Genomic DNA, 26,832 nt, shown 5'->3' with positions numbered 1-26,832 from the left:
CCCCCAGCCTCTGCCCCTACCTCCGCCCCTACCCCTCCTCCGTGATCAGTCCGTCGCTCAGTTGCAGGACGCGGTCGGCGAGGCCGAGGAGGTTGGGGTCATGGGTGGCGACCAGGGCCGTGACACCCTCGCTGCGGACCACGGCGCGCAGCAGCTCCATCACCTCCATGCCGGTCTCGGCGTCCAGTTGCCCCGTGGGCTCGTCGGCGATGAGCAGCGCGGGACGGTTGGCGAGTGCGCGGGCTATCGCCACGCGCTGTTGCTGGCCGCCGGAGAGCTCGCCGGGACGCTGCGCGGCATGGCCGGCCAGGCCCACCAGGGACAGCAGGAGAGCGACGCGCTCCTCCCGCTCGCGTGGCGCGACCTTGCGCAACCGCAGCGGCACTCCGACGTTCTCGGCGGCGCTCAGGATCGGTATCAGTCCGAAGGACTGGAAGACGAAGCCGATACGGTCGCGGCGCATCTCCAGCAGGCCGCTCTCACCGAGGCCGTCGAGCGGCGTGCCGTCGACGACGATCCGCCCGGAGTCCGGGGTGTCCAGGCCTCCGATGAGGTTGAGGAGTGTCGTCTTGCCGGATCCGGAACGGCCGCGCAGGGCGACCAGTTCGCCGCGCGGTACCCGGCAGGACACCCCGCGCAGGGCGTGTACGGCGCCGGCGTCGCTCCCGTAACTGCGGTGCAGGTCCTCGACGACGACCATCGCCCGCGCGCTCTCCGCGACGGCTGTCGCCCGCCGGCTCTCCCCGGCCCCGGTGGTGTTTCCCCCGCCGTTCATGGTCCGCTCCCCCACTTCTCAGGTCCCTCCCCGGATCCCCCGTCACCGGGCCCCGCGGCGCCGGATCCGGGTCGCCGGATCCCTCTCGCCTGCCGGTTGCGTCAGTATGCGTACGGCGCAGCGCGGCGGGCAACGCCTGTGGAAAACTCCCGGATCGACCCGGGAATCCGCCGAAAAGCAGCCGCCCGCCGCACAGTCACGCCGGTGGGGTGGCACCTGTGAAGGCCGGCGACCGGAAAGCCGCGGTCATCAAGCCCCAAGCGGCGGAAGGCGCATGGCGATGCATCAGGCGGGCGCCCCGGAGAAGAGCCCTCCGAGGCCGCCTCACCCACACCCTCAGCCGCTGCACCCCCGCTCGGCCCGTGCCCCTATCCCCCCTGCACCAGGTCCCGCAGAGCAACATTCAACTCCAGGACATTCACCCGCGGTTCCCCCATGAAGCCGAGCTGGCGCCCGTCCGTGTGGCTCTTGACCAGCTGACGCACCATGTCCGCGGGAAGTCGGTTCTCCTTGGCGACCCGGTCGGCCTGCAGCTCGGCGTACGCCGGGGAGATGTCCGGGTCGAGGCCGGAGCCGGACGAGGTGACGGCGTCCGCCGGGACCTTCGACTGAGGTACCCCGTACGTCTCGGAGACCCACCGCTTGCGCTCCTTCACCGCTTTGACGAGGTCGGTGTTGGTGGCGCCCAGGTTGGACGCTCCGGAAACCTGGAGGTCGTACTGCGTGTTGACGCCGTTGGTCCGGTTGCTGCCCAGCCCGGCCGAGGGGCGCGGCTGGAAGAACTTCAGGTCCGGGACCGGGTTGCCCTCCTTGTCCTTGCCCTTGTCGTAGCGCTGGCCGAGCAGCGACGAGCCGACGACCTTGCCGTGGGAGCTCACCTCGGAGCCGTTGGCCTTGCCGGGGAACGCCGCCTGTGCCACGCCGGTGACCACCAGTGGATAGATGATCCCGCAGACCACGGTCAGTACGAGCAGGGCGCGCAGGCCCGCCCCCATCAAGCGGGCGGTGTTGCGTACGGAGTTGTTCACGGCGGTCACCCGATTCCGGGGATGAGGGAGATGAGCAGATCGATGAGCTTGATGCCGATGAACGGGGCGATCAGGCCGCCGAGTCCGTAGACGGCGAGGTTGCGCCGCAGCATCCGGTCGGCGCTGACCGGCCGGTATTGCACGCCCTTGAGGGCGAGCGGTACCAGGGCGACGATGACCAGCGCATTGAAGATGATGGCCGAGAGGATCGCGGAGTCGGGGCTGGACAGCCGCATGACGTTGAGGGTGTCCAGGCCCGGGTAGGCCACCGCGAACATCGCCGGGATGATCGCGAAGTACTTCGCAACGTCGTTGGCGATCGAGAAGGTCGTCAGCGCGCCCCGGGTGATCAGTAGTTGCTTGCCGATCTCCACGATCTCGATGAGCTTGGTCGGGTTGGAGTCCAGGTCCACCATGTTCCCGGCTTCCTTGGCGGCCGAGGTACCGGTGTTCATGGCCACGCCGACGTCCGCCTGGGCGAGGGCCGGGGCGTCGTTGGTGCCGTCGCCGGTCATGGCGACCAGCTTGCCGCCGGCCTGTTCACGCTTGATGAGCGCCATCTTGTCCTCGGGGGTGGCTTCCGCGAGGAAGTCGTCCACGCCCGCCTCGTCGGCGATGGCCTTGGCCGTCAGCGGGTTGTCGCCCGTGATCATGACCGTCTTGATGCCCATCCTGCGCAGTTCGACGAAGCGTTCGCGCATGCCCTCCTTGACGACGTCCTTGAGGTGGATGACGCCCAGGACGCGGGGGCCCTTGTCGTCCTCGACGGCCACCAGCAACGGCGTGCCGCCGGCCTCCGAGATGGCGTTGCTGAGCGCGTCGGCATCCCGCGCAACGTCGCCGCCGCGCTCCTGGACCCAGGCGATGACCGCACCGGACGCGCCCTTACGGACCGTGCGCCCGTCGACGTCCACACCCGACATCCGTGTCTGGGCGGTGAACGGCGTCCACTCGGCGCCCGTCAACTCACCCTGGTGGCGCTCGCGCAGTCCGTACTTCTCCTTGGCGAGGACGACGATGGAGCGGCCCTCGGGGGTCTCGTCGGCCAGTGACGACAGCTGGGCCGCGTCGGCGATCTCGGCTTCGGTGGTGCCGTCCACCGGCACGAACTCGGCGGCCTGACGGTTGCCGAGGGTGATGGTGCCGGTCTTGTCGAGCAGCAATGTCGATACATCGCCTGCGGCTTCGACGGCACGGCCGGACATGGCCAGGACGTTGCGCTGTACGAGCCGGTCCATACCGGCGATGCCGATGGCCGAGAGCAGTGCGCCGATCGTCGTCGGGATCAGGCAGACCAGCAGGGCGAGCAGCACGATCATGGGCTGTTCGGCGCCCGCGTAGATCGCGAACGGCTGGAGCGTGACGACCGCCAGCAGGAAGACGATGGTGAGCGACGCGAGCAGGATGTTGAGCGCGATCTCGTTGGGGGTCTTCTGCCGTGCGGCGCCCTCGACGAGGTTGATCATCCGGTCGATGAAGGTCTCACCGGGCTTCGTCGTGATCTTGATGACGATGCGGTCGGAGAGCACCTTCGTCCCGCCGGTCACCGCGGAGCGGTCACCGCCGGACTCGCGGATGACGGGCGCCGATTCACCGGTGATCGCGGACTCGTCGACGGAGGCCACGCCTTCCACGACATCGCCGTCACCGGGGATGATGTCGCCGGCCTCACAGACCACCAGGTCACCGATGCGCAGCGCCGTACCGGGGACCTGCTCCTCGGCCGCGCCGTCGATCCGGCGCGCCACGGTGTCGGTCTTGGCCTTGCGCAGGGTGTCGGCCTGCGCCTTGCCACGGCCCTCGGCGACCGCCTCGGCGAGGTTGGCGAAGAGCACGGTCAGCCACAGCCAGGCGGCGATCGCCCAGCCGAACCAGTCCGTCGGGGAGGTGCAGGCGAAGATCGTGGTCAGCACGGAGCCGACCTCGACCACGAACATCACGGGGGACTTGACCATCACCCGCGGGTCGAGCTTGCGTATCGCGTCCGGCAGGGACGTGAGCAGTTGCTGGGGATCGAAGAGACCGCCGCCCACACGGCCGTCGCCGGGCTGGTGCCCGCCGGGGACGTCCTGGTGCGGGGCGCGGGGCGGAGTAGCTGTCGAGCTGGAGGCCATGGTGCCGGGCCCTTCCGGTTTCACGGGGGCGGTCATGACAGCCCCTCCGCCAGCGGCCCGAGGGCCAGTGCCGGGAAGTAGGTCAGACCGGTGATGATCAGGATCGTGCCGACAAGCAGCCCGGCGAAGAGCGGCTTTTCGGTACGCAGGGTGCCCGCGGTCTGCGGCACCGGCTGCTGCTCTGCGAGCGAACCGGCCAGGGCGAGCACGAACACCATCGGCAGGAAGCGGCCGAGCAGCATCGCCAGACCGATCGTGGTGTTGTACCAGGGGGTGTTGGCGTTCAGTCCGGCGAACGCGGAGCCGTTGTTGTTGGCGCCGGAGGTGTAGGCGTAGAGGACTTCGGAGAAGCCGTGCGAACCGGCGCCCAGCGCCTTGGTGTTGAGCATCGAGCCCAGTGCGTCCGGCAGCACCATCGAAGCGGCGGCGAAGCCGAGCACCAGGGTCGGTGTGATGAGGAGGTAGCAGGCGGCGAGCTTGATCTCGCGGGTGCCGATCTTCTTGCCGAGGTATTCGGGGGTGCGGCCCACCATCAGGCCGGCGAGGAACACCGCGATGGTCGCCATCACGAGCATGCCGTAGAGCCCGGAGCCGACGCCGCCGGGGGCGAGTTCGCCCAGCATCATGCCGAGCAGCTGGATGCCGCCGCCGAAGGCGGTGAACGAGGAGTGGAAGGCGTCCACCGCGCCGGTGGAGGTCAGGGTGGTGGCCACCGAGAAGATCGAGGAGGCGCCGACGCCGAAGCGGGTCTCCTTGCCTTCCATGGCGGCGCCCGCGGCCTGCAGGGCCGGGCCGCCGTGGGCGGACTCGGTCCACATCATCAGCGCCGTGAAGCCGAGCCAGATGACGCCCATCGTGGCCAGGATGGCGTACCCCTGCTTCACGTTCCCGACGAGCTTGCCGAAGGTGCGGGTCAGCGCGAACGGGATGACGAGGATCAGGAAGATCTCGAAGAGGTTGCTGAAGGCGCTGGGGTTCTCGAAGGGGTGGGCGGAGTTGGCGTTGAAGTAGCCGCCCCCGTTGGTGCCCAGTTCCTTGATGACCTCCTGGGAGGCGACCGCGCCTCCGTTGGTCTGCTGGGCGCCGCCCATGAACTGGCCGACCTCGTGGATGCCGGAGAAGTTCTGGACGGCTCCGCAGGCGACCAGGACGAGGGCGCCGAGGACCGCGATCGGGACGAGTACCCGTACGGTGCCGCGGACCAGGTCGGCCCAGAAGTTGCCGAGGTCGCCGGTGCGGGACCGGGCGAACCCGCGGACCAGCGCGACGGCGACGGCCATGCCGGTGGCGGCGGACACGAAGTTCTGCACCGCGAGTCCGGCGGTCTGCACGACGTGGCCCATGGCCTGCTCGCCGCTGTAGGACTGCCAGTTGGTGTTGGTGACGAAGGACGCCGCGGTGTTGAACGCCTGGTCCGGGCTGATCGAAGCGAAGCCGAGGGACAGCGGCAGCCCGCCCTGGAGGCGCTGGAGCAGGTAGAGGAGGAGCACGCCCGCCGCGGAGAAGGCCAGGACGCCGCGCAGATAGGCCGGCCAGCGCATCTCGGCGTCCGCATTGGCGCCGATGCAGCGGTAGATGACCTTTTCGATGCGGAGGTGCTTGGGCGAGTGGTAGACGGCGGCCATGTAGTCGCCGAGGGGGCGGTACGCCAGCGCCAGCGCCGCGGTGAGCGCTGTCAGCTGGAGCACGCCGGCGAGAGCGGGGCTCATCTGGCCCGCCGCGGCAGCAGCGCTGGACACCTCAGAACCTCTCCGGGAAGACGAGGGCGAGGACCAGGTAACCCAGCAGGGCGACGGCCACGATCAGGCCGACGGTGTTCTCGACGGTCACAGCTTCGCCACCCCCTTGGCGACGAGAGCCACCAGCGCGAAGACCGCGAGGGTGACGACGACGAAGGCCACGTCGGCCATCGGGTGCTCCTAGAGGGATGAGGAGGTAAGGACTCCTAGAGCAAAGCGCCCTTCCCGCCGCCTGTGACCGCTGTTGACGCCTCCCTTACGGCCATTAGCGCCCCGTTGACGGAATTCCTACGCATCTCGGCCTGACCTGCACGAACGACGAGGGCCCGCACCCCCTTCCGGGGAGTACGGGCCCTTACGACCGTCACGATCCAGCCGTCACCGGGGCGCTCGCGCGTCGCCCGGCCGCCGGAGGTGTCAGCGGATCTCGGTGATCTCCGGTCCGCGTTCCAGACGCTCCACACCGCCGCCGAAGCGCGACTGCTCGACCGACTCCTGCTGCACACCGTCCGGCACCATCTGGGCGTCGTCCGGCAGCTTCAGGACGATCGGGTCACGCGGCGCCATCGGGGCGTCACCGCGGATGATGACGGTGTCCCGGAAGATGTGCTCCAGCACGCCCGCGGCCTGCGGCTGCACCGCGCCCTGGCCGGAGATCACACCACGCAGGAACCACCGGGGGCCGTCGACGCCGATGAAGCGCACGACCTGCACACCGTTGGTGCCGTCCGGCAGCTGTACGGGTACCTGGGCGCGCAGCTCCCAGCCCAGCGGGCCCTCGACCTCGTCGATGACCCCGCCCTGCTGGGTGATGCCGGCGGCGATCTCCTCGCGGACCTCGCCCCAGATCCCCTCGTTCTTGGGGGCGGCGAAGGCCTGCAGCTGTACGGCGCTGTCCTGCAGCACCACGGTCGCGGCGACGATGGCGTCACCGGCGACCTCCACCCGAAGCTCCATGCCCTCGACACCGGGCACGAACAGGCCGCCGAGGTCCACCCGGCCCTCACCGGGCTCGGAGACCTCCGACGCGTCCCAGGGGCCGTCGGGGCGCGGCGCGGGCGGAAGACTGAGCCGCTGTTCCGCCTCGTCCTCGTCGGCGTCGCTCACCGCTTGCTCGTCGGCGAGCGTGGTGTCCATGGCCGACTCTTCAGGAGCCTCGTTCTTCTTGCGACGTCCGAACACGTCACTGTCCTTCCCGGTCGGCACCGACCGATGCGTATTCATTCCCGCCCGTGGAGCCGTCCACCGCCGCATGACCGCCGGTGGAACCGAATCCCCCCTCGGCCCGCGCCGAGCCGGGAAGTTCCGCCACCTCGTGGAAGCGCACCTTCTCGACCTGCTGGACGACCAGTTGGGCGATCCGGTCGAATCGTTCGAACCGCACGCTCTCGCGCGGGTCCAGATTGACCACGATCACCTTGATCTCTCCACGGTACCCGGCATCCACCGTCCCGGGGGCATTCACCAGCGCCAGTCCGCACCGCGCGGCCAGCCCGGACCGTGGATGCACAAATGCCGCATACCCGTCGGGAAGGGCGATCGACACCCCGGTGGGCAGCACGGTGCGCTCCCCCGGCGCCAGCTCGGCGGCCTCGGTGGTCACCAGATCCGCGCCGGCGTCGCCGGGATGCCCGTACGACGGAACCGGTACGTCCGGGTCCAGCCGCCGCAGCAGCACCTCCACGGGCTTTCGTCCCTCACTCACGGGTTCACCTCGAAGGCACGCGCGCGCTTGGCCTGGTCCGGGTCGGCCATCGCCGCCTGGATCTCCTCGGCGCGTCCGTTGTCGATGAAGTGGTCGACCTTCACCTCGATGAAGACGGCCTCGGCGCGCACCGCGACCGGACCGTCCGGGCCGTCTATGCGCCCCACGGCCGTCGAGTAGATCTTCCGTCCGTGCACCGCGGTGACCCGCGCGTCCAGATGCAGCACCGTACCCAGCGGCACCGGCCGGACGAAGTCGGTCTCCAGCCGGCCGGTCACCGCGATCACCCGCAGCAGCCAGTTCAGCGAGCCGAGCGTCTCGTCCAGCGCGGTGGCCAGCACCCCGCCGTGCGCCAGACCGGGCGCACCCTGGTGGGCCTCCTTGACGGTGAACTCCGCCCGTACGCTCACGCCCTCGCCGGCCCGCGCCTCCAGGTGCAGGCCGTGCGACTGTCCCGTGCCGCAGCCGAAGCACCGGTCGTAGTGCGTGCCGAGGAGTTCTCCGGGTGCCGGCGCCTCGGCATGCCGGACCGGAGCGACGGCGTCCTTCGGTGGCGTCAGCCGCGCCCTGGGTTCGTCAGTTCCACTCACGAGTGCAGACCCTACCCGCGCACGTCACGGCCCCGCGCCGCCGTGCCAAGCTGGAGCCATGCCGTCGTACGAAGAACGTCTCACCGCGCCCCGGTCCTGGTGGGTGATCGCCGCGCTGATCGGCGTCGCCTGCGCCCTGATGCTGCTCCCCGTGGGGACGCTGCCGATGCTCGGCGGACTGATCGGGGGCGCGGCGCTGTCCGCGGTGGCGGTGAGCGCGTACGGCTCGGCACGGATCCGGGTGGTGGGCGGCGCACTGATCGCCGGCGAGGCGAAGATCCCCGCGTCCGCGCTGGGTGAGGCGCGGGCGCTGGACGCGGACGAGGCGCTGGCCTGGCGTACGTACAAGGCCGATGCCCGCGCGTTCATGCTGCTGCGCAGCTATGTCCGCACCGCGGTGCGGGTGGAGATCACCGACCCCGAGGACCCGACGCCGTACGCCTATCTCTCGACGCGGGAGCCGGAGCGGCTGGTGGCGGCGCTGGCGGCCGTACGCGCTTGACCGGCGCCGGGGACCCGGCGGGTGCCGCCCGGCGGGACGACGGGCCCCTCCGGCTTCGTCAGCCGTTGCCCGGCGCGGCCGGCGCGGATCCGGGAAGGTCGTCCCAGGGGACCTGGTGCGCGCGCAGGTCCTTACGGATCTTCTCCGCAAGTCTTCTGGTGTCCCTGCGGTTCATGAACGCGCCGACGACGGCGCCGATCATGAACGGCGCGAGGTTGGGGAGGTTGCGCAGGGTGCGCTTCATGATCTGCTGGCGCAGTTCCCGCCTCATCTGCCCGCCGAGGGCGATGTTCAGCGAGGCGGGCTTGGCGAGGTCGATGCCCCGCTCCTCGGCCCAGGAGGTCAGGCAGGCCATCGCGCGCTGCCGGAAATTCCCAGCCGGCCGCAGACCGTAGACCTCGTGCAGCTCGGCGATCAGCTTGATCTCGACCGCGGCGACACCGGTGACCTCGGCGGCCAGCTCGGCCGGCATGGCGGGCGGTACGGGCAGCATCACTGCCGCGCCGACGCCCGCTCCGACGGTTGCGGTGGCCGCGCAGGCGCCCGCGACGAGCTTGTCGGCCAGGTCCTCGGGGGTCAGTCCGGGGAACTGGGCGCGCAGTGTCGCAAGATCGCGGGCCGGGATCCGCGGGGCGGTGTCGATGATGCGGTCGGCAATCGCGGCGATCAGCCCCCGTAGCCTGCCGCCGCCCCGGGTGGCACCGCGGCCGGTCAGGGCCGCGAGCGAGGCCCGGTGGCCCCGCTCCTGCAATGCACCGGGTGTCCGCTCCGTGGGAAGGGCGGTCGGATCGGCGGGCACGGGCGCAGTTTCCTCGTGTGCTCGTGCGCCGGCCGCCGGACCGGGTCCGCCCTTGGGGCCCTTACGGAACGGGTTCACGCCTGTCACGGCGTAGACCGGGCTCAGGCCGCGCAGTCGCGGCAGATCGGCTGCCCGTTCTTGTCCTCCGCGGCGAGCTGGCTGCGGTGGTGGACCAGGAAGCAGCTCATGCACGTGAACTCGTCCTGCTGCTTGGGCAGCACGCGCACGGCCAGCTCTTCGTTGGACAGGTCCGCGCCCGGCAGCTCCAGGCCCTCGGCCTGCTCGAACTCGTCGACGTCGACCGCCGAGGCGGACTTGTCGTTCCGCCGCGACTTCAGCTCTTCAATGCTGTCCTCGTTGAGGTCGTCGTCGGTCTTGCGTGGGGTGTCGTAATCCGTAGCCATTTTCGCTCTCCCCCTCTGGGTGTCTGCGGTGTCTCAGCGCTCGTAACGCGTGAGAGGCCGGACTTGTGCCCGACCTGAGGCGGAGATTTTGCCTCACATCAAGGTCTGTTACTCAATCGACACCCAACCGCACCCCTGAAGAGGTGATCGGTTTGGATGGCGATCAGGACCGTACACGGTCCGAATGTCGCACCTCGCGCAGCCCATCACCTGTACTTCCCGTGATCTGACCCCCCGGAAACCCGGACGTCCCAGGCATTCCGACGGCCATTTCGCTCACGGAGCGTAGATGGCCGGAACTTCCCGTCTGTGAGGCATCACACACGCACAGACCAGCGGGCGGACCGGTTCAATTCCGCGCAAAGCGAACTCGGCGAAGGATCCCCGCAGACCCCCCTCCACGTCAAACCGGGAGGCGAGGCGGTGTACGGCCGCGAGACGGGCGATCGTACGCACGGATGTCCGACGACTGCGCACCGGGGCGCGCAGTGCCTCCAGCAGGCGCACAACCGCCCTGTGGCCTGCATCAGAGCGGCAGGACGACGCGCATCACGAGCCCGCCGCCTTCGCGGGGTGCGGCGGTGATCGTGCCGTCGTGTGCGCGGACCACCGAGCGCACGATGGACAGGCCCAGACCGACGCCCTTGTCGCTGCCGGTGCGCTCGGTCCGCAGCCGCCGGAACGGCTCGAAGAGGTTCTCCACCTCATACGCCGGGACCACCGGGCCCGTATTGGCGACCACCAGCACCGCACAGCCCGGCTGGGGCTCGGTGGCGACCTCGACCCAGCCGTCCTCGGGCACGTTGTAGCGCACCGCGTTCTGGACGAGGTTGAGCGCGATGCGCTCCAGCAGGACGCCGTTGCCCTGCACGAAGACCTGCTGGCGGATCCCGCGCAGCTCCACGCCCTTGCTGTGCGCCTCCTCGCGGGTCTGGTCGACGGCCTGCGAGGCGACCTCGGACAGATCGACCGGCTTCTTGTCGACGACCTTGTTCTCGCTGCGGGCGAGCAGCAGCAGGCCCTCCACGAGCTGTTCGCTGCGCTCGTTGGTGGCCAGCAGCGTCTTGCCGAGCTGTGCGAGCTCGGGGGACGCGTCCGGGTCGGCGAGCTGGACCTCCAGCAGCGTGCGGTTGATCGCCAGAGGGGTGCGCAACTCGTGCGAGGCGTTGGACACGAACCGACGCTGCGACTCGAAGGCCCGGTCGAGGCGGTCCAGCATTTCGTCGAAGGTGTCGGCGAGCTCCTTGAGCTCGTCGTCGGGCCCGCCCAGCTCGATGCGGCGGTGCAGGTCCGAGCCCGCCACCCGCTGTGCGGTGCGCGTGATCCGCCCCAGCGGCGCCAGCACCCGCCCCGCCATCGCGTAACCGAACGCGAAGGCCACCACCGTCAGCCCCAGCAGCGCCAGCAGCGAGCGGTTGAGGAGGCTGTTGAGGGCCAGCGCGCGCTGATGCTGGAGGCACTGCTCGACGGCCTCCTGGAGCAGCGGTCCCGACGTCTTGGTGGGCAGGTCGCAGAGGTCACTGGTCGACTGGAACTTGCCGCCGAGGATCTTCAGGGGCAGCGCGCTGCCGTCGTGCAGCGCGTCCGCGGCCAGCATGTAGATGATCGTCAGCAGCACGATCCCGGCCATCAGGAACATGCCGCCGTACAGCAGGGTCAGGCGTATACGGATCGTGGGGCGCAGCCACGGGAACGGCCGGACGTTGACCGGCCGGGGGTCCCAGGTGGGCTTGGGGGGCAGGGGCGGCGGCGGGGCGGCCGCCTTGGAGAACGAGGGCAGGGAGGGCATCGCCGGTCAGATCCGGTATCCCGAGCCGGGGACGGTGACGATCACCGCGGGCTCGCCGAGCTTGCGGCGCAGCGTCATGACCGTGACCCGTACGACGTTGGTGAACGGGTCGGTGTTCTCGTCCCAGGCCTTCTCCAGGAGCTGCTCGGCCGAGACGACCGTGCCCTCGCTGCGCATCAGGACCTCCAGCACCGCGAATTCCTTCGGCGCGAGCTGGACCTCCTTGCCGTCGCGGAAGACCTCGCGGCGATTGGGGTCGAGCTTGATGCCGGCCCGCTCCAGCACGGGCGGCAGCGCGACGGTCGTACGGCGCCCCAGCGCGCGGACCCGGGCGGTCAGCTCGGTGAACGCGAACGGCTTGGGGAGGTAGTCGTCGGCGCCGATCTCCAGGCCCTCGACACGGTCGCTGACATCGCCGGAGGCGGTGAGCATCAGGACCCGGGTGGGCATGCCCAGCTCGACGATCTTGCGGCAGACGTCGTCACCGTGGACGACCGGGAGGTCACGGTCGAGCACGACGACGTCGTAGTCGTTGACCGCTATCCGTTCCAGCGCGGCAGCGCCGTCGTAGACCACGTCGACGGCCATGGCCTCCCGGCGTAGTCCGGTGGCCACCGCATCGGCGAGCAGCTGCTCGTCCTCGACGACGAGAACACGCACGTCGCTAGTCCTTCCTCAGGGCCCTCACGGGCAGGCAAAACTTGTCTGAAAGCTCTTCCATCCTGCCCCGAAGAGCCATAAACCGGCGGTAAGAGGGGTGCGGAGGGGTGGACAGCGGCCCGCGACGCCCGACGGGCATGATTCCTGGGCCGGTTGAGGTTTCCCTGAGGTACCGGGTGGGGAGGACGACTGCACACCCGCGATCACGCCCTGTTTATTAGGCAACTTTAAGCACCCTTTGCCACGAACTGATCCATCGCAGGGACCACGCAGTGATCACCCACCCGTCGGCACACCCCCGTGCCACCGACCCACGACGAGGGGGCGCACATGGACGCGTTCACCGCAGGCATTTTGCAGCGCATACAGAACACGGAAGCCGATCTGGACCGGGCCCGGGCTGCGGGCGACGACTTCCTCGCCGAGGTCGAGCAGGCAGAGCTCGAGGACCTGCAGCGACTGGCGACCGAGCACGGCGTGCGCTACGGAGCGGTCAGCACCGCCTGACCGCTTCCCGGCGTACGACGACAGCGCCCCGGCACACAGGGGATGGTGCCGGGGCGCTGTCATGCCCGCGTGCGGGCCCGGGTCAGTCGTGCCAGGCGCCGAGCTCCTCCAGCAGCGGCTGGAGCTGCGCGAAGAGGGCCGGGGAGGCGGCGAGGGTCAGCTCGTGGGAGGCCGGGCGGCCGGGGCGGCCGCCGGTGAGCGCGCCGGCCTCGCGGGCGATCAGGGCGCCGGCCGCCGAGTCCCAGGGGTTCAGCCCCCGCTCGTAGTAGGCGTCGAGCCGGCCGCAGGCCACATCGCACAGGTCGATCGCGGCCGAGCCGCCGCGCCGGATGTCCCGGACCTGTGGCAGCAGCGTGCGCAGCACCTCGGCCTGGGCGGCCCGGCGCTCGGCGAGGTAGGCGAAGCCGGTGCCGAGCAGTGCCTGGGAGAGCGGCGGGGCGGGCCGGTGGTGGAGGCGCTCGCCGTTGTTGAACGCACCACGGCCCAGGACCGCCCGGCAGGTCTCGCCCCGCATCGGTGCGGCGACGACCCCGACCACGGCCTCGCCGTCCTTCTCCGCCGCGATGGACACCGACCAGGACGGCAGCCCGTAGAGATAGTTCACCGTGCCGTCGATGGGGTCGATGACCCAGCGGATGCCGCTGGTGCCGTCGGTGCTGGCGCCCTCCTCGCCCAGGAAGCCGTCGTCGGGGCGGTGCTCCCCCAGGAAGCCGGTGATCAGCTTCTCGGAGGCGAGATCCATCTCGGTGACGACGTCGATGGGGCTGGACTTGGTGGCGGCGACGCCGAGGTCGGCGGGCCGGCCGTCGCGCAGCAGGGTCCCCGCACGGCGGGCGGCCTCCAGGGCCAGTTCGAGGAGTTCGTCGTAGAGCGCGTCGGTCGAGGTGGCGGCGGTCTGCGGGGCGTCGGGGGACAGCGGGTCGGGCACGATGCTCCTTGCTCAGACGGGCGGTGGTCGGGCGGGCGGACGGCTTACGCGGGGGCCTCGGCGACCGGGCCCCGCCAGTCGGCGCCGGCGGCGGCCGGGCGCGGTGTGCGCGCCGGACAGCAGCCGACCGGGCACAGGTCGTGGCCCGGGCCGAGGGCACCCAGGGCACAGCGCTCCGGGGTGCCGCCCCGTTCCGCGGCCGCGCGCTCCAGGAGGAGGTCGCGGACGGCCGCGGCGAACCGCGGGTCGGCGCCCACGGTGGCCGACCTGGCGACCGGCAGTCCCAGCTCGGCGGCCTTGGCGGTGGCCTCGGTGTCGAGGTCGTACCTGACCTCCATGTGGTCCGAGACGAACCCGATGGGGGCCATGACGACGGCCGGGACGCCCGCGGCGTGCGCCTCTTCCAGGTGGTCGCAGATGTCCGGCTCCAGCCAGGGAATGTGCGGGGCGCCGCTGCGGGACTGGTAGACGAGCCGCCAGGGGTGGTCCACGCCGGTCTCCGCACGGACGGCGTCCGCGATCACCCGCGCCGCGTCGAGGTGCTGGGCGACATAGGCGCCGCCCTCGCCGCCCCGGGTGTGGTCGGCGGGCGTGCCGGAGGTGTCGGCCGCGGCGGTGGGGATGGAGTGGGTGGTGAAGGCGAGGTGGGCGCCCTCGCGCACCTCCGCGGGCAGTTCCGCGAGCGACGCCAGCACACCGTCGGCCATCGGGCGGAGGAAGCCGGGGTGGTTGAAGTAGTGCCGCAGCTTGTCGACCCGCGGCAGCTCCAGGCCCTCGGCCTGCAGGGCGGCGAGGGCGTCGGCGAGGTTCTCGCGGTACTGGCGGCAGCCCGAGTACGAGGCGTAGGCGCTGGTCGCCAGGACGGCGATCCGGCGGTGTCCGTCCTGGACCATGGTGCGCAGGGTGTCGGTCAGGTAGGGCGCCCAGTTGCGGTTGCCCCAGTAGACGGGCAGGTCCAGCCCGTTCTCGGCGAAGTCCGTGCGCAGCGCGTCGAGCAGCTCACGGTTCTGGGCGTTGATCGGGCTCACGCCGCCGAACAGGAAGTAGTGCTGCCCCACCTCCTTGAGGCGCTCACGGGGGATGCCGCGGCCGCGGGTGACGTTCTCCAGGAACGGGACGACGTCATCGGGCCCTTCGGGGCCGCCGAAGGACAGCAGCAGCAGGGCGTCATAAGGACGGGGATCGCACTGTTCGGGCATGCCGTCGATCCTGCCACCCTTCCTTTGGGGGCGGTGGGCAGGTCCCGGTGGGTGCGGCGGGCAGGTCCCGGCGTAGCGGCGGTGGGCAGTCCCGGCGTGGAGAGGGGGAGACCGGCATCGGGCCGAAAATCCGGAGGCGGCCGGCGGCCTGCCGCCCGTAAGCTGTATCGGCGCCAGACATTCCTTACCGATCTTCGGTCCTCACCGGCGGAGCGCCCTCGTTGCCCAGTCCCTACCGCGCCATCTTCGGCCGCCCCGGTACCAAGTCGTTCTCCGCCGCCGGACTGCTGGGCCGGATGCCGCTGTCGATGATGAGCGTCGGCATCGTCACGATGGTCTCCCAGCTGACCGGGCGCTACGGCCTGGCCGGCGCGCTGTCCGCGACCCTCGCGCTGTCCGCCGCGGTGCTCGGCCCGCAGATCTCCCGGCTGGTGGACCGGCACGGCCAGAGGCGGGTGCTGCGCCCGGCCGCCCTGGTGTCGATCGCCGCGGTCGCCGGGCTGCTGCTGAGCGCGCTGCAGCGCTGGCCGGACTGGATCCTGTTCGTCTTCGCGGCGGGCGCGGGGTGCGTGCCCAGCATCGGCTCGATGATCCGGGCCCGCTGGGCGGAGATCTACCGGGGCTCCCCGCGCGAGCTGCACACCGCCTATGCGTGGGAGTCGATCGTCGACGAGACGTGCTTCATCTTCGGGCCGATCCTGTCCATCGGCCTGTCCACCGCGTGGTTCCCGGAGGCCGGTCCGCTGCTGGCGGCCGGCTTCCTGGCCGTCGGCGTCTTCTGGCTGACGGCGCAGCGTGCGACGGAGCCGGTGCCGCATCCGCAGGAGCTGCACCCCAAGGGGTCGGCGCTGCGCTCGCGGGGGCTGCAGGTGCTGGTGGTGACGTTCGTGGCGACCGGGGCGATCTTCGGGGCGATCGATGTGGTGACGGTGGCCTTCGCCGAGGAGGTCGGGCACAAGGCCGCGGCCAGTCTGGTGCTGGCCGTCTATGCACTCGGCTCGTGTGCGGCCGGCGCCGTCTTCGGGCTGCTGCACCTGAAGGGGCATCCGTCGCGCCGCTTCGTCGTGGGGGTCTGCGCGATCGCGGTGAGCATGGTGCCGCTGCAACTGGTGGGCTCGCTGCCGCTGCTGGCCGTCGCGCTGTTCGTCGCGGGGCTGTCCATCGCCCCGACGATGGTGACCACGATGGCGCTGGTCGAGGAGCATGTGCCGCGGGCCAAGCTGACCGAGGGCATGAGCTGGACAAGCACCGGTCTGGCGGTGGGCGTCGCGCTGGGTTCGTCGGCGGCCGGCTGGGTGGTCGATGCCGCCGGTGCGGCCCGGGGGTATCTGGTGCCGGGGGCGGCGGGGGTGCTCGGCGCCCTGGTGGCCTTCGCGGGCTACCGCAGGCTCCGCCCGCAGCCCGCTCCGTCGGCGACGGACCCGGCGGCGGCCGGGGCGCCGGCCGGTCACGACGGCACGGTCCCGCAACCGCGCAGCGAGGAGAGCGTCGCCTAGCTGGAGGCCATCCTCCGCGAGCCTCCGGTAGCGGGAGCGCGTCCGCACAGTCCGTTCCACCACCCGCGAGCCAGGCGCGTTTGTGCGATCACTCCGCGGCCCCGGCCGGAGCTCCGCGAACGGAACACGCCCCGCCCGCTGGGGAGTTACCGTCGGTACGACATGTCCGGGAGCCGGGCGGTTGCGACCGGTCCCCTGGGTGTGTGAGGTACGTCACCCGGCCCGGATATCGCGTCGGTGACTGGCATCATGCGCCCACGCCAACGTGGGCCGGACACGCGGGAGGGGACGTCACCATGGCAGTCAGCAACGCCGTCGGCCGCTCGGGAGGGCGCGGCCCGACGACCGGACCGTGGCGCAACTGGGCGGGCAATGTCACCGCCCGCCCCACCCGGAGCGTGGCCCCGGCGAGCACCGAGGAACTGGCCGCCGCGGTCCGCGCGGCCGCCGCGGACGGGCTGACGGTCAAGGCGGCCGGCACCGGCCACTCCTTCACCCCGGCGGCCGCCACCGACGGGCTGCTGATCCGCCCCGAACGGCTGACCGGGGTCCGCAGGATCGACCGCGCGGCCGGCACCGTGACCGTGGCGGCCGGCACCCCGCTCAAGCACCTCAACGAGACGCTGGCCGTCCACGGGCTGTCGCTGACCAACATGGGCGACATCATGGCGCAGACCGCCTCCGGGGCGACCGCCACCGGCACCCATGGCACCGGCCGGACCTCGGCGTCACTCGCCGCCCAGATCACCGCCCTGGAACTGGTCACCGCCGACGGCTCGGTCCTGACCTGCTCGGCCGACGAGAACCCGGACGCGTTCGCCGCGGCACGGCTGGGCCTGGGCGCACTGGGCGTGATCAGCGAGCTCACCTTCGCCGTGGAGCCGGAGTTCCTGCTGACCGCCCGCGAGGAGCCGATGCCCTACGACGAGGTGACGGACCGGTTCGACGAGCTCGTCGCCGAGAACGAGCACTTCGAGTTCTACTGGTTCCCGCACACCGGCAGCTGCAACACCAAGCGCAACAACCGCAGCCAGGGCCCCGCCGCGCCGCCCGGCAAGGTCAGCGGCTGGATCGAGGACGAGCTGCTGTCCAACGGGGTCTTCCAGCTCGCCTGCACCGTCGGGCGGGCGGTGCCGGCCGCCATACCGGGCATCGCCAAGATCTCCAGCCGCGCGCTGTCGGCCCGTACGTACACCGACATCCCCTACAAGGTCTTCACCTCGCCGCGGCGGGTGCGGTTCGTGGAGATGGAGTACGCACTGCCCCGCGCAGCCGCGGTCGCCGCGCTGGGCGCGCTGAAAGCGCTGGTGGAGCGCTCGGACTTCAAGATCAGCTTCCCGGTGGAGGTGCGCACCGCACCGGCCGACGACATCCCGCTGTCCACCGCGTCGGGCCGGGACACCGTCTATGTCGCCGTGCACATGTACCGGGGGACGCCGCACCAGGCGTACTTCGCGGCCGTCGAGCGGATCATGACGGCGCACGAGGGCCGTCCGCACTGGGGCAAGCTGCACACCCGCGACGCCGCCTACCTTGCCGAGGCCTATCCGCGGTTCGGCGAGTTCACCGCGGTGCGCGACCGGCTGGACCCGGACCGCCGGTTCGCCAACGCATATCTGCGGCGGGTCCTGGGGGACTGACCGACGACGGCCGCGGCCCGGTGCCTTCGCAGGGCACCGGGCCGCGGCCGGGTCCGATCCACCTCACCGGACCGTCGCCCCCACGGGCGCGATGCTCAGGAGGCGCCGGGCGCGGGGGCCCGTCCGTCCGAGCCCTGCTGCCCCTGCGTGCCCCCTTGCGTGCTCCCCGGCTGCTCACCGCCGGTCGAGCCGTCACCCTTTCCGGTGTCTCCGCCGCCCGGGGAACCGCCCGTCGACGGTTCCGGCGACGAGGGGGCATCCGGGTCCGGCGAGGTCTTGCCGCCGTCGGACGGGCTCGGCTCCGGCGACGGGCTGCCGCGGTCCTTGCCCTTGTCGGCGCCGTCCGAGGTGCTCGGGTCCGGGGACGGCTGCCGGTCGTTGCCGTGCTGTTTGCCGTCGTCCGGGGAGTCACCGGATCCGGGTGACTGCGGACTGCTGGGCTGGTGCCGGCCGGACCCACCGGTCTGGGTGATGTTGCCCAGCGAGGTGCCCTTCTCACCGTTCGGCGTCTGCCCGGTGATCAGCTCGGTGCCGGTGACCGCGCCCATGGCGAGCACGAAGACCGCGAGCGCTCCGAGCGCCGGCCGCTTCCAGCCGCGCAGCCGGGAACCGTAGGTCGTGGTGCTGAGCGCCTCGGGCGGTCCGGCCGGGTGCCGCACGGGCGGAGCGCCGGCCGGCCGGGCGGCGGCCTGGCCCAGCGCCGCGGTCCGCTCGTCGAGCCGCGGCACCAGCTGCGTACGGTCGGCCGGCCGCCGCGGACCGGCCTGGTCCGTCGGGTGCCCGCCGGGCTCCGCCTCGGGGTCGGCGGGGCGCAGCATCCGCGTCGCGTCCTCGGCCCCCGGAGCGGGTGAGGCGCGTGCCGGGTCCCGGGGTCCGGACGGATCGGCCCGCGGGATCAGCTGCGTACGGGCCGTGTCGGGCCCGGGCATTCTGGCGGCGACCGAGGTGACCTCGTCCTCCGCTCCGTGCCTGTCGAAGGTCGGCAGCACCATCGTGGAGACGGGCCGCGCATCGGATGTGGTGGATCGATTGCGGGTGGCGGAGGAGCGGCGCGGCTTCGGCCTGGTGGTGACCGATGCCTCCTTGATCTGTTCGCCGGTACGCCGGAACAGGTGCTGGAATATCGAGCCGCCGGTGGTGGCCACGACACTGACCACACCCGCGCCGATGAACGTTCCGTAGACGCCGAGCTGGCCTGCGAGATACGCCGCGGCGGCCGCGGCGAGCGCACTGCCGGCAACCTGAGCCACGCTCAGGTCTATCCGCTTCTCCTTCTTCTTCGTGTCGGTTTCGGTTTCTTCGTCCATCTCCAACCTTTGGTAGCCGCTTCGATCCATCTTGCATGGAGAAGTGACCATTCGGCGTACCCAAAAGTTCCGATTTTGGGGAATCTGTGAATCTTGCCACCTACGTGCCTGGTAGAGAGATCGACAAGACGACTCAACTCCGTTGCCCGCCCAGAAGTTCGGCGGCGCGGCGGTCCACCTCAGTGGTCCGAATGGAGTACTGTGGCGAGCCCTGGCCCCGGTTCCCGTCCGGCTGCCCGGAACCCACGGGAGGGGCTGTGAAGGCGGCACTCGCCCCGGGGCGCCGCCGACCGGCACGGGTGAACGGCGACAGGAACAACGGCACGGTCACTGAGCGTTGCGAACAGGTAACCGTGTCATAACGGCGTTTCAGGGCCAAGCCTCGACACGCCGGGCAACTCGGCAATGTTGTGGCAGGCTGCACCCGGGCAGGCCACACTCGACTAGCGGAAGCAGCGACGCACGTGACGTCGGCAGGCACCACCCGGGAGGTCCCCATGCCCGAACTGCGTGTCGTGGCCGTCTCCAACGACGGCACACGGCTGGTGCTCAAAGCTGCGGACAGCACCGAGTACACGCTTCCGATCGACGAACGGCTGCGCGCCGCCGTCCGCAATGACCGCGCACGGCTGGGCCAGATCGAGATCGAGGTCGAGAGCCATCTGCGTCCGCGGGACATCCAGGCCCGTATAAGAGCCGGTGCCTCCGCCGAGGAGGTCGCCCAGCTCGCTGGCATCCCCGTCGACCGGGTGCGCCGCTTCGAGGGCCCGGTGCTCGCCGAGCGTGCCTTCATGGCCGAGCGTGCCCGTAAGACGCCGGTGCGGCGCCCCGGCGAGAACACCGGTCCACAGCTCGGCGAGGCGGTCGCCGAGCGGCTGCTGCTGCGCGGCGCCGACAAGGAGAGCGTCCAGTGGGATTCCTGGCGCCGCGACGACGGCACCTGGGAGGTGCTGCTGGTCTACCGCGTCGCCACCGAACCGCACTCGGCGAGCTGGACGTACGACCCGCCGAGGCGGCTCGTGCAGGCCGTGGACGACGAGGCGCGGGCACTGATCGGCGAGAGCGACGACACGCCCGAGCCGAGCTTCCCGTTCGTGCCGCGGATCGCGCGGCTGCCGCGCGACCGGCCGCTGGACCGCACCCTGGACCGGCAGTCGTCCGAGCGTGCTGCGCAGTCCGGCGACGAGGACGGCGAGCCGCGGGACGCCGAGGAGGCCGTCGGTGAGCGGGAGCGCGAGCGGGATTCGCTGACCAGCCTGCTGGAGGCGGTGCCGAGCTTCCGTGGCGACATGGTCGTCCCGGAGAGCACGAAGGCGCCGCAGAGCGACGAGGAGTCCGAGGCCGAGGTCGAGGAGCCGCCCGCCCCGGCAGCCAGCGCGGGCGCGGGTTCCGCGTACGCCGATGTGCTGATGCCGCGCGCGGTGGCCGGCCACCGCGACCGGCTGACCGGGACCACGGACCGGCAGGCCGAGGCGGACGGCGTCCGGCCCGGCCGGCGCGCGGCGGTGCCCAGCTGGGACGAGATCGTCTTCGGCACCCGGCGGAAGAAGCCGGAGTAGCGGGGCGGCGTCCCCCTGCAGCGAGACCCGTCCGCCCGTCCCCTGCTTCCAGGGGGCGGGCGGACGGGCGTGTGACGGGGGCTCAGCCGGGCTGCGGGCCGGTGGCGACCGGTCGGGAGGGGTCGGCCGTCCACTCGCTCCAGGAGCCGACGTACAGGGCGGCGGGGACGCCCGCGACCGCGAGCGCCAGCACCTCGTGGGCCGCGGAGACCCCGGAGCCGCAGTAGACACCGACCTCCGCGTCCGCCGTGGCGCCCAGCGCGGCGAACCGCCGGGCCAGTTCCGAGGCGTCACGGAAGACGGTGCTGCCTTCGGCGACGTTCTCGGTCGTCGGGGCGGACACGGCGCCCGGGATGTGGCCGGCGACCGGGTCGATGGGCTCGACCTCGCCGCGGTAGCGCTCGGCGGCCCGGGCGTCCAGCAGGACTCCGCGGCGGGCCAGCCCTGCCGCGTCGTCCGCCGTCAGCACCGGAAGCGCGCCGGGCATGGGAGTGAAGTCGCCGGTCGGCGGGGCCGGCTGATCGACGCTCAGCGCGCCGCCGGACGCCTCCCAGGCGGCGAGGCCGCCGTCCAGGACACGCACGTCGGGGTGGCCGCTCCAGCGCAGCAGCCACCAGGCGCGGGCGGCCGCCCAGCTCTGACCGCCGTCGTAGACGACCACCGGGCGGTCCGCGCGGACACCCGCGGCGCGCATGGCGCCGGCGAACACATCGAGGTCGGGCAGCGGATGCCGGCCGGCCGGGCCGGGGGGTGCGGCCAGCTCGCCGTCGAGGTCGACATAGACCGCGCCGGGCACGTGCCCGGCCTCGTACTGGGGACGGCCGGGCGGTCCGCCGAGCTGGTAACGGACGTCCAGGAGCACCGGAGCGGAGGGCTGCGCCAACTCGCTCGCGAGTTCGGTAGCGGTGATGATGACGTTCATGGGGCTCATCTTTGCGTAGCAACCGCTACGTTCAGAAGGCGGGTGCCCACCCTCCGTATGACGGAGTTACGCCCTGCCGTCACGCCAGCGAAACGACTCAGGGACCTCAAACCGGGCATTCTCCCTCGCGAACGCGCCGTGGACGGCGCGGCCGGGGCGCACACCAGGGCGCCGGGTGCGAGCATCTGCTCCAGACCGTGCCCGTACCGCGCAGGGTCAGCACCCCGACAGTCCGAGGAGAAAGCGACCATGACGACCGAGGCAGCGACCCGGCGGATGTCCGGCGCGCCCTGCTGGGTGAGCCTCCTGGCCCACAGCATGTCCGCGACGCAGGAGTTCTACGGCGCGCTGTTCGGCTGGGAGTTCCGCCCGGGGCCGCAGCACTTCGGTCCGTACGCCCGGGCCTTCCTCGACGGCCGGGAAGTCGCCGGGGTCGGTGAGCTGGCGCCCGACCGCCACCTCCCGGTCTCCTGGACCACCTATCTGGCCAGCGACGACGCGGATGTGGCGGCGGAACAGATCCGTTGCTGCGGTGGGACGGTGGGCGTCGGGCCGCTGGATGCGGACGACGACACGGGGCGGATGGCGATCGGCTCCGACCCGCAGGGCGCGATCTTCGGCATCTGGCAGGGCAAGACGCTGATGGGCACCGCCCGCACCGGCGAGCCGGGCACGCCGGTGTGGAACGAGCTGGTCACCCGGGACACCGGCTCGGTCAGTCCGTTCTACGAGCACGTCTTCGGCTTCGAGACGGAGCCGGTGGCCTCGGCCGGTCCCGACGCTCTGACGCTGCAGCTCAAGGGGCAGCCGGTGGCGGGGATGCGCGGCGTCGGCGCCGACCTGCCCCGCGACCGGGGTTCCCACTGGATGACGTACTTCGCCGTCCCCCATACGGACGCGGCGGTCCGCCGGGTCACCGAACTGGGCGGACAGGTGCTGCACGCCCCCCGGGATTCCGTACACGGCCGGCTGGCGACCGTCGCCGACAGCGAGGGTGCCGTCTTCACGATCACCCAGCAGGGCTGAACGTCCGCCGTATGAGGGGCGGTGGGGCTCAGAGGGCGTCCGGGTCCAGGCGCATCCGGACGTAGCAGGCGCCGGCCGGCCCCGGGCGCCGGTGTCCGTCCGGCCGCCAGCCGTGCCGCGCGTAGAAGGCCCGTGCACGGTCGTTGCGCTCCCATGCCTCGACCCGGCCGGTGGGCAGCGCGGCATCGCGCAGGAACCGTACGAAGGCGGTGTGCAGTTGGCCGCCGATGCCCAGTCCCCACTGACCGGGCAGCACATGGATCTGGTACAGCTCGCCGACGGTCCTCGCCTCGTTCCCGGAGCCGAGCGGCGGGCCCATGGCCACCACACCCACCACGGTGTCGTCCCGGAGGGCGCACCGCACCGTCCTGGTGGCCGAGCGGATCGAGCGCGCCCATCCTTCCCGTCGCCGCGCCGGGCCGTCGGGGGTGTCGATGTCCGCCGCGGGCAGCCCGCCCGCCCGGTAGTACGCGGTGCGGGCCCGGGTGTGCAGCTCCACGAGCGCGTCCAGGTCGGCAGGAACGGCGGGGCGCAGTAAGGCCGGGGTGCGTGTCATGCCTGTGAGGACGGGCCGGGCGAGCCGGCGGGTTCCGTCTCCCCGCGGCAGCCGGGCGTCGGTGCGGGCGCCCCGGCATCCCTTGAACGTTGTCGGCGGCCGCCGCTACTTCGTGCCGTCGACCGGCAGTACGTCCGGGGAGAGGGCGGCCGCGCGGGCGGCCGCCGAGGTCTGGCGGCGGCGGTGATGGCGTCGGCACAGCACCTCGTAACCGACCTCGGCCTGGGGGCTGTCCACGTCTGCCACGACATCGCCGACGACGACCTGTGCGCCCTCGACGACCATCCGGCCGTCGACGGTACGGGCGTTGTGCGTGGCGCGGGCGCCGCACCAGCACAGCGCCTCGACCTGCAACACCTCCACCCGGTCGGCCAGTTCGACCAGGCGCTGGGAGCCGGGGAAGAGCTTGCTGCGGAAGTCGGTGGTGATGCCGAAGGCGAAGACGTCCAGTTCCAGGTCGTCGACGACGCGGGCGAGCTGGTCGACCTGTTCGGGGGCCAGGAACTGCGCCTCGTCGGCGATGACGTAGTCGACCCGGCCGCCGGCGGAGAGGTGGCCGATGACATGGGCGTAGAAGTCCATGCCGTCCGCCGCCTCGACGGCTTCGGTGACCAGACCGAGCCGGGAGGAGAGCCTGCCGTGGCCGGCCCGGTCGTTGCGGCTGTAGATCATGCCTTGCAGACCGCGGGAGGAGCGGTTGTGTTCGATCTGCAGAGCGAGGGTGCTCTTTCCGCAGTCCATGGTTCCGGAGAAGAACACCAGCTCGGGCATGGGAAGGTGCGGGCCTTTCGGGCTCGTGAGGGGTGACGACGTGCGGGCGGGGCCGGGTGGATCAGGTACGGACTTCCAGGAGGGGCACCAGCTGCTCCACCGGAGTCATCGAGCCGTGCATCCCGACCATCTCCGATTCACGGGGCTCCCGTTCGGTCGCGATGATCACCATGTCGGCGTGGGCGGCCGCCACGACATCGCCGATCCGGGCGCGCACCCGGTCGTCGACCGACGGACCGAACCAGCCCGCGGCGATGGCCTCGTCACGGCTCGCGACCCACATCTGCTCACCGACCACCTCGCGCCACACAGCGAGCACATCGGCGGCCGCGCCCGGGTGGGCGTACACATGCCGGGCACGCCCCTCGCCGCCCAACAGGCGTACGCCGGCGCGCAGTTCCCAGTCCTCGTCGAAGTCGATCCGGGACTCCGGGTCGAAGGGGATGTCGATCATGCCGTGGTCGGCGGTGATGTAGAGGGCGCTGCGCGGCGGGAGCTGCTCGGCCAGCCGCTGTGCGAGCCGGTCGACGTACATCACCTGGCCGCGCCAGGCATCGGAGTCGACGCCGTAGCGGTGCCCCTTGCCGTCGACCTCGGAGTAGTACGTGTAGACGAGCGAGCGGTCACCGGCGGCGAGCTGCTCGGCGGCGAGGTCCATCCGCTCCTCGCCGGAGAGCCGGCCGTGGAAGGTGCCGCCGCTGAGCGCGACCTGGGTGAGCGGGGTGTGCTGGAAGTTCGGTGCGGAGACCTGGCAGGTGTGGATGCCGGCGGCGTCCGCGCGCTGGAAGACCGTCGGATACGGCTGCCAGGCATAGGGGTCGGTCCACGGAGACCAGCGCAGCTGGTTCATCAGCGCGCCGGTGTCCGGGTCCTGGCAGGTGTAGCCGGGCAGGCCGTGGGCGCCCGGCGGCAGGCCGGTGCCGACCGAGGCGAGGGAGGTGGCGGTGGTGGAGGGGAAGCCGGCGGTGAGCGGGCGGCCGCTGCCGTTGAACGACGTGTCCAGGAGGGAGGTCAGGAACGGCGCCTCCTCCGGGTGGTTGCGCAGCAGCTCCCAGCCGAGGCCGTCGATCAGGAAGACACAGGCCCGGTCGGCGGGGGCGAGCTCCATCGGCGTGGCCACGCCGGGTATCTCCAGGCCGACGGCGATGCCGGGCAGCAGATCGGCGAGCGAGCCGGTGCCGTACTGCGGTACGGGGGCGCCCAGCGGGTCGAGCGGTTCGGGTTCCGGCCAGGCGGGGACGGTGTGGGCCATCAGCGGGTGGTGGTGGCCGCGGTGGCCTCGGAGAGCGCCTGGGCGAAGGTGAGCGTCTCGCGCACCGAGTCCGGTCCGTCACCGGCCTCACTGACCCGCAGCGAGAGGTCGTCGGCGGTGGAGGAGCCCGTGTAGCCGTGGTCCGCCTCGCAGTTGGGGTCGCCGCAGGCGGCGGGCTCCAGATCCAGGCGGGCGACCGCGCCCCAGCCGATGGTCAGCACGACCTCGCGGGGCAGCTGGCCCGGGGTGTACGACTCGGGGTTGGCGACCACGCGGCTGAGCACCACGGACGAGATCCGGCCGAGCTTGACGGACTCGGTGGAGGTGGTGGCGTACGGCGACGGGGAGGTGGCGTCGGCGGCCTGCTCGTCGGTATGGCTGACGATGAAACGGGTGCCGGTCAGCACCAGGACCGTGACATGACGGCGGACCTCGTTGGCGTCGAAGGTCGTCTCCTGATGGACGAGGTACGACACCACCGGCTCACCACCGACCGCGGCCTGCACCGCCTCGGCCACGAGCGTCGGGTAATAACCACTGCGCTCGATCGCCGCACGCAGTCCCTGGGTCGTCGTACCGGTCTTAGCCATGGGGTCCATCTTACGGGGCGTACCGGGCCGCGAGAGCCTCAGTAGACGGGCAGCCGGCGGGGGCCGAGGTCAGTGGTGGCGGGGGGCCTGGCCAGGCGGACGGAGGCCCCCAGGACGGAGAGGCCGTGCGCGGCGACGACGACCGGTTCGAGGTCGACGCCGACGACCTCGGGGTGGTCGTCGACGAGCCGGGAGACCCGCAGCAGCAGCTCGGCCAGCGCGGCGGTGTCCACCGGCTGGGAGCCGCGCCAGCCGAACAGCAGCGGGGCGGCACGGATCGAGCGGATCTGTTCGGCGACCTCGCGGTCGGTGGCGGGAATGAGGCGGTGGGCGATGTCGCCGAGCAGCTGGGAGGGCGCACCGGCCAGGCCGAAGGAGAGGACGGCGCCGGCGGCCGGGTCGATGGCGGCCCGGATGACGGTGTCGACGCCGCGCGGCACCATCGACTGGACGACCGGACGCAGCTCTTCCGGTGAGCCGAGGGAATCGGTCAATTCGGTATACGTGCGGCGGAGTTCCCGCTCGCCTGCGATGTCGAGGCGTACGCCGCCGAGGTCTGCGCGGTGGCGCAGATGGGGGGCGGTGGTCTTGAGGGCCACCGGATAGCCGAGGCGGGCGGCGGCGCGCACGGCGGTGTCCGGGTCGGGTGCCGCAAGAACGGGGCGGGTGTGGATGCCGTAGCGGGCGAGCAGGGCCTCGGCGTCCTCGGGCGGCACGGGGACGGAGCGGCCGGTGGGGACGTCGAGGGTCAGCCGGTCGAGAAGGCGCTCGATGTCGGCGCCGGCCGCCGCCTCCTGGATGTCGTCGTACTCGGGCACCCGGCCCGGATCGGCGGCCTCGCGGCGCCAGGCGGCATAGCGGACGGCCTCGGCGAGGGCACGGACGGCACGCTCGGCGGCGGGGTAGGCGGGGATGCGGAGCGGTGCGGTGCGGCGCGGGGGCGGGGCGGGGGGGGACTCGTCGACGCCCTGTGG

27 protein-coding genes are annotated in these 26,832 nt (G+C 71.7%); 6 read left to right on the top strand and 21 right to left on the bottom strand.

The features are described from left to right. Positions 1–28: 28 nt before the first annotated feature. From EST54_RS26045 to EST54_RS26010, 8 genes are all read right to left on the bottom strand, one after another. Complete coding sequence (locus EST54_RS26045) at positions 29–700, bottom strand: ABC transporter ATP-binding protein (RefSeq protein ID WP_372448214.1); 672 nt, start codon at positions 698–700, stop codon at positions 29–31. Positions 701–1,143: 443 nt separating this feature from the next. Beyond that, complete coding sequence (kdpC, locus tag EST54_RS26040) at positions 1,144–1,812, bottom strand: potassium-transporting ATPase subunit KdpC (RefSeq protein WP_244942616.1); 669 nt, start codon at positions 1,810–1,812, stop codon at positions 1,144–1,146. Next, on the bottom strand, positions 1,809–3,953 hold the full coding sequence (kdpB, locus tag EST54_RS26035) for a potassium-transporting ATPase subunit KdpB (protein ID WP_174857516.1): 2,145 nt from the start codon (positions 3,951–3,953) through the stop codon (positions 1,809–1,811). Before kdpB ends, kdpC begins: the two co-directional genes overlap by 4 nt. Continuing rightward, complete coding sequence (gene kdpA, locus EST54_RS26030) at positions 3,950–5,626, bottom strand: potassium-transporting ATPase subunit KdpA (RefSeq protein WP_129250164.1); 1,677 nt, start codon at positions 5,624–5,626, stop codon at positions 3,950–3,952. The genes kdpB and kdpA overlap by 4 nt, the downstream gene beginning before the upstream one ends. Before the next feature lie 31 nt (positions 5,627–5,657). After that, positions 5,658–5,747 carry a K(+)-transporting ATPase subunit F gene (kdpF, locus tag EST54_RS26025; protein WP_096212427.1) on the bottom strand — a complete coding sequence of 30 codons (90 nt, stop codon included), beginning with the start codon at positions 5,745–5,747 and terminating at the stop codon, positions 5,658–5,660. Between the two features lie 326 nt (positions 5,748–6,073). Continuing rightward, positions 6,074–6,838: a DUF3710 domain-containing protein gene (locus EST54_RS26020; protein ID WP_129250162.1), complete on the bottom strand. Its 765-nt coding sequence runs from the start codon at positions 6,836–6,838 to the stop codon at positions 6,074–6,076. 1 nt (position 6,839) lies between these two features. Beyond that, positions 6,840–7,361, bottom strand: coding sequence for a dUTP diphosphatase (dut, locus tag EST54_RS26015; protein WP_040898164.1), 522 nt, complete (start codon positions 7,359–7,361; stop codon positions 6,840–6,842). Beyond that, a complete protein-coding gene (locus EST54_RS26010) occupies positions 7,358–7,951 on the bottom strand; it encodes a PaaI family thioesterase (protein ID WP_129250161.1) in 594 nt (197 codons plus the stop codon). The genes dut and EST54_RS26010 overlap by 4 nt, the downstream gene beginning before the upstream one ends. A 58-nt stretch (positions 7,952–8,009) precedes the next feature. Here EST54_RS26010 and EST54_RS26005 point away from each other — a divergent pair, with 58 nt between their 5' ends. Next, on the top strand, positions 8,010–8,453 hold the full coding sequence (locus EST54_RS26005) for a DUF3093 domain-containing protein (protein WP_129250160.1): 444 nt from the start codon (positions 8,010–8,012) through the stop codon (positions 8,451–8,453). A 58-nt stretch (positions 8,454–8,511) separates the two neighbouring features. On the opposite strand, the gene EST54_RS26000 is transcribed toward EST54_RS26005, so the two are convergent. The 4 genes from EST54_RS26000 to EST54_RS25985 all read right to left on the bottom strand — a co-directional run bounded on the left by EST54_RS26000 (position 8,512) and on the right by EST54_RS25985 (position 12,105). Next, positions 8,512–9,339 carry a hypothetical protein gene (locus EST54_RS26000; RefSeq protein ID WP_372448169.1) on the bottom strand — a complete coding sequence of 276 codons (828 nt, stop codon included), beginning with the start codon at positions 9,337–9,339 and terminating at the stop codon, positions 8,512–8,514. 14 nt (positions 9,340–9,353) lie between these two features. Further along, positions 9,354–9,656, bottom strand: coding sequence for a DUF4193 domain-containing protein (locus EST54_RS25995; protein WP_003982531.1), 303 nt, complete (start codon positions 9,654–9,656; stop codon positions 9,354–9,356). 526 nt (positions 9,657–10,182) lie between these two features. Continuing rightward, positions 10,183–11,445, bottom strand: a complete 1,263-nt coding sequence (locus tag EST54_RS25990) for a sensor histidine kinase (RefSeq protein ID WP_129250158.1) — start codon at positions 11,443–11,445, stop codon at positions 10,183–10,185. A gap of 6 nt (positions 11,446–11,451) precedes the next feature. Beyond that, entirely contained in the window at positions 11,452–12,105 is a 654-nt protein-coding gene (locus EST54_RS25985; protein ID WP_006602630.1) for a response regulator transcription factor, read from the bottom strand. A 330-nt stretch (positions 12,106–12,435) separates the two neighbouring features. Here EST54_RS25985 and EST54_RS34785 point away from each other — a divergent pair, with 330 nt between their 5' ends. Further along, a complete protein-coding gene (locus tag EST54_RS34785; RefSeq protein WP_167511614.1) occupies positions 12,436–12,612 on the top strand; it encodes a hypothetical protein in 177 nt (58 codons plus the stop codon). Positions 12,613–12,694: 82 nt separating this feature from the next. On the opposite strand, the gene EST54_RS25980 is transcribed toward EST54_RS34785, so the two are convergent. Together EST54_RS25980 and EST54_RS25975 are read right to left on the bottom strand one after the other, a co-directional pair. Next, entirely contained in the window at positions 12,695–13,540 is an 846-nt protein-coding gene (locus EST54_RS25980; protein WP_129250157.1) for an inositol monophosphatase family protein, read from the bottom strand. A 44-nt stretch (positions 13,541–13,584) separates the two neighbouring features. Beyond that, entirely contained in the window at positions 13,585–14,739 is a 1,155-nt protein-coding gene (locus tag EST54_RS25975) for a ferrochelatase (RefSeq protein ID WP_129250156.1), read from the bottom strand. 221 nt (positions 14,740–14,960) lie between these two features. On the opposite strand from EST54_RS25975, the gene EST54_RS25970 reads away from it, so the two are divergent. After that, positions 14,961–16,235, top strand: coding sequence for an MFS transporter (locus EST54_RS25970; RefSeq protein WP_129250155.1), 1,275 nt, complete (start codon positions 14,961–14,963; stop codon positions 16,233–16,235). Positions 16,236–16,531: 296 nt separating this feature from the next. Further along, positions 16,532–17,875, top strand: coding sequence for a D-arabinono-1,4-lactone oxidase (locus EST54_RS25965; RefSeq protein WP_129250154.1), 1,344 nt, complete (start codon positions 16,532–16,534; stop codon positions 17,873–17,875). A 95-nt stretch (positions 17,876–17,970) separates the two neighbouring features. Here EST54_RS25965 and EST54_RS25960 read toward each other — a convergent pair whose 3' ends face one another. Then, positions 17,971–19,182: a hypothetical protein gene (locus tag EST54_RS25960; RefSeq protein ID WP_129250153.1), complete on the bottom strand. Its 1,212-nt coding sequence runs from the start codon at positions 19,180–19,182 to the stop codon at positions 17,971–17,973. A gap of 497 nt (positions 19,183–19,679) precedes the next feature. Between EST54_RS25960 and sepH the strand changes: the two genes are divergently transcribed. Then, on the top strand, positions 19,680–20,741 hold the full coding sequence (gene sepH / locus EST54_RS25955) for a septation protein SepH (protein ID WP_129250152.1): 1,062 nt from the start codon (positions 19,680–19,682) through the stop codon (positions 20,739–20,741). Positions 20,742–20,823: 82 nt separating this feature from the next. Here the strand turns inward: sepH and EST54_RS25950 are convergent, their stop codons facing one another. Beyond that, the gene (locus EST54_RS25950; RefSeq protein WP_129250151.1) at positions 20,824–21,663 is read right to left on the bottom strand and encodes a sulfurtransferase; all 840 of its coding nucleotides are present in this window, start codon (positions 21,661–21,663) and stop codon (positions 20,824–20,826) included. A 249-nt stretch (positions 21,664–21,912) separates the two neighbouring features. Here EST54_RS25950 and EST54_RS25945 point away from each other — a divergent pair, with 249 nt between their 5' ends. After that, positions 21,913–22,689: a VOC family protein gene (locus EST54_RS25945; RefSeq protein ID WP_129250150.1), complete on the top strand. Its 777-nt coding sequence runs from the start codon at positions 21,913–21,915 to the stop codon at positions 22,687–22,689. A gap of 28 nt (positions 22,690–22,717) precedes the next feature. On the opposite strand, the gene EST54_RS25940 is transcribed toward EST54_RS25945, so the two are convergent. From EST54_RS25940 to EST54_RS25920, 5 genes are all read right to left on the bottom strand, one after another. Next, complete coding sequence (locus EST54_RS25940) at positions 22,718–23,245, bottom strand: GNAT family N-acetyltransferase (protein WP_129250149.1); 528 nt, start codon at positions 23,243–23,245, stop codon at positions 22,718–22,720. A 105-nt stretch (positions 23,246–23,350) separates the two neighbouring features. Next, positions 23,351–24,016 (bottom strand): thymidine kinase, encoded by a 666-nt coding sequence (locus EST54_RS25935; RefSeq protein ID WP_129250148.1) that lies wholly within the window; start codon positions 24,014–24,016, stop codon positions 23,351–23,353. 61 nt (positions 24,017–24,077) lie between these two features. Then, complete coding sequence (locus tag EST54_RS25930) at positions 24,078–25,268, bottom strand: alkaline phosphatase family protein (RefSeq protein WP_129250147.1); 1,191 nt, start codon at positions 25,266–25,268, stop codon at positions 24,078–24,080. Continuing rightward, entirely contained in the window at positions 25,268–25,858 is a 591-nt protein-coding gene (locus tag EST54_RS25925; protein WP_006602644.1) for a DUF5998 family protein, read from the bottom strand. The genes EST54_RS25930 and EST54_RS25925 overlap by 1 nt, the downstream gene beginning before the upstream one ends. A 38-nt stretch (positions 25,859–25,896) precedes the next feature. Further along, on the bottom strand, positions 25,897–26,832 hold a 936-nt coding region (locus EST54_RS25920), incomplete at its 5' end, for an acetate--CoA ligase family protein (protein WP_174857515.1).

It is taken from the genome of Streptomyces sioyaensis (genome assembly GCF_004122735.1).
In the GTDB taxonomy this organism is placed as follows: Bacteria; Actinomycetota; Actinomycetes; order Streptomycetales; family Streptomycetaceae; genus Streptomyces; species Streptomyces sioyaensis.
The sequence above is the reverse complement of the archived record's forward strand: the minus strand, read 5'-3'. Positions and strand labels throughout refer to the sequence as shown.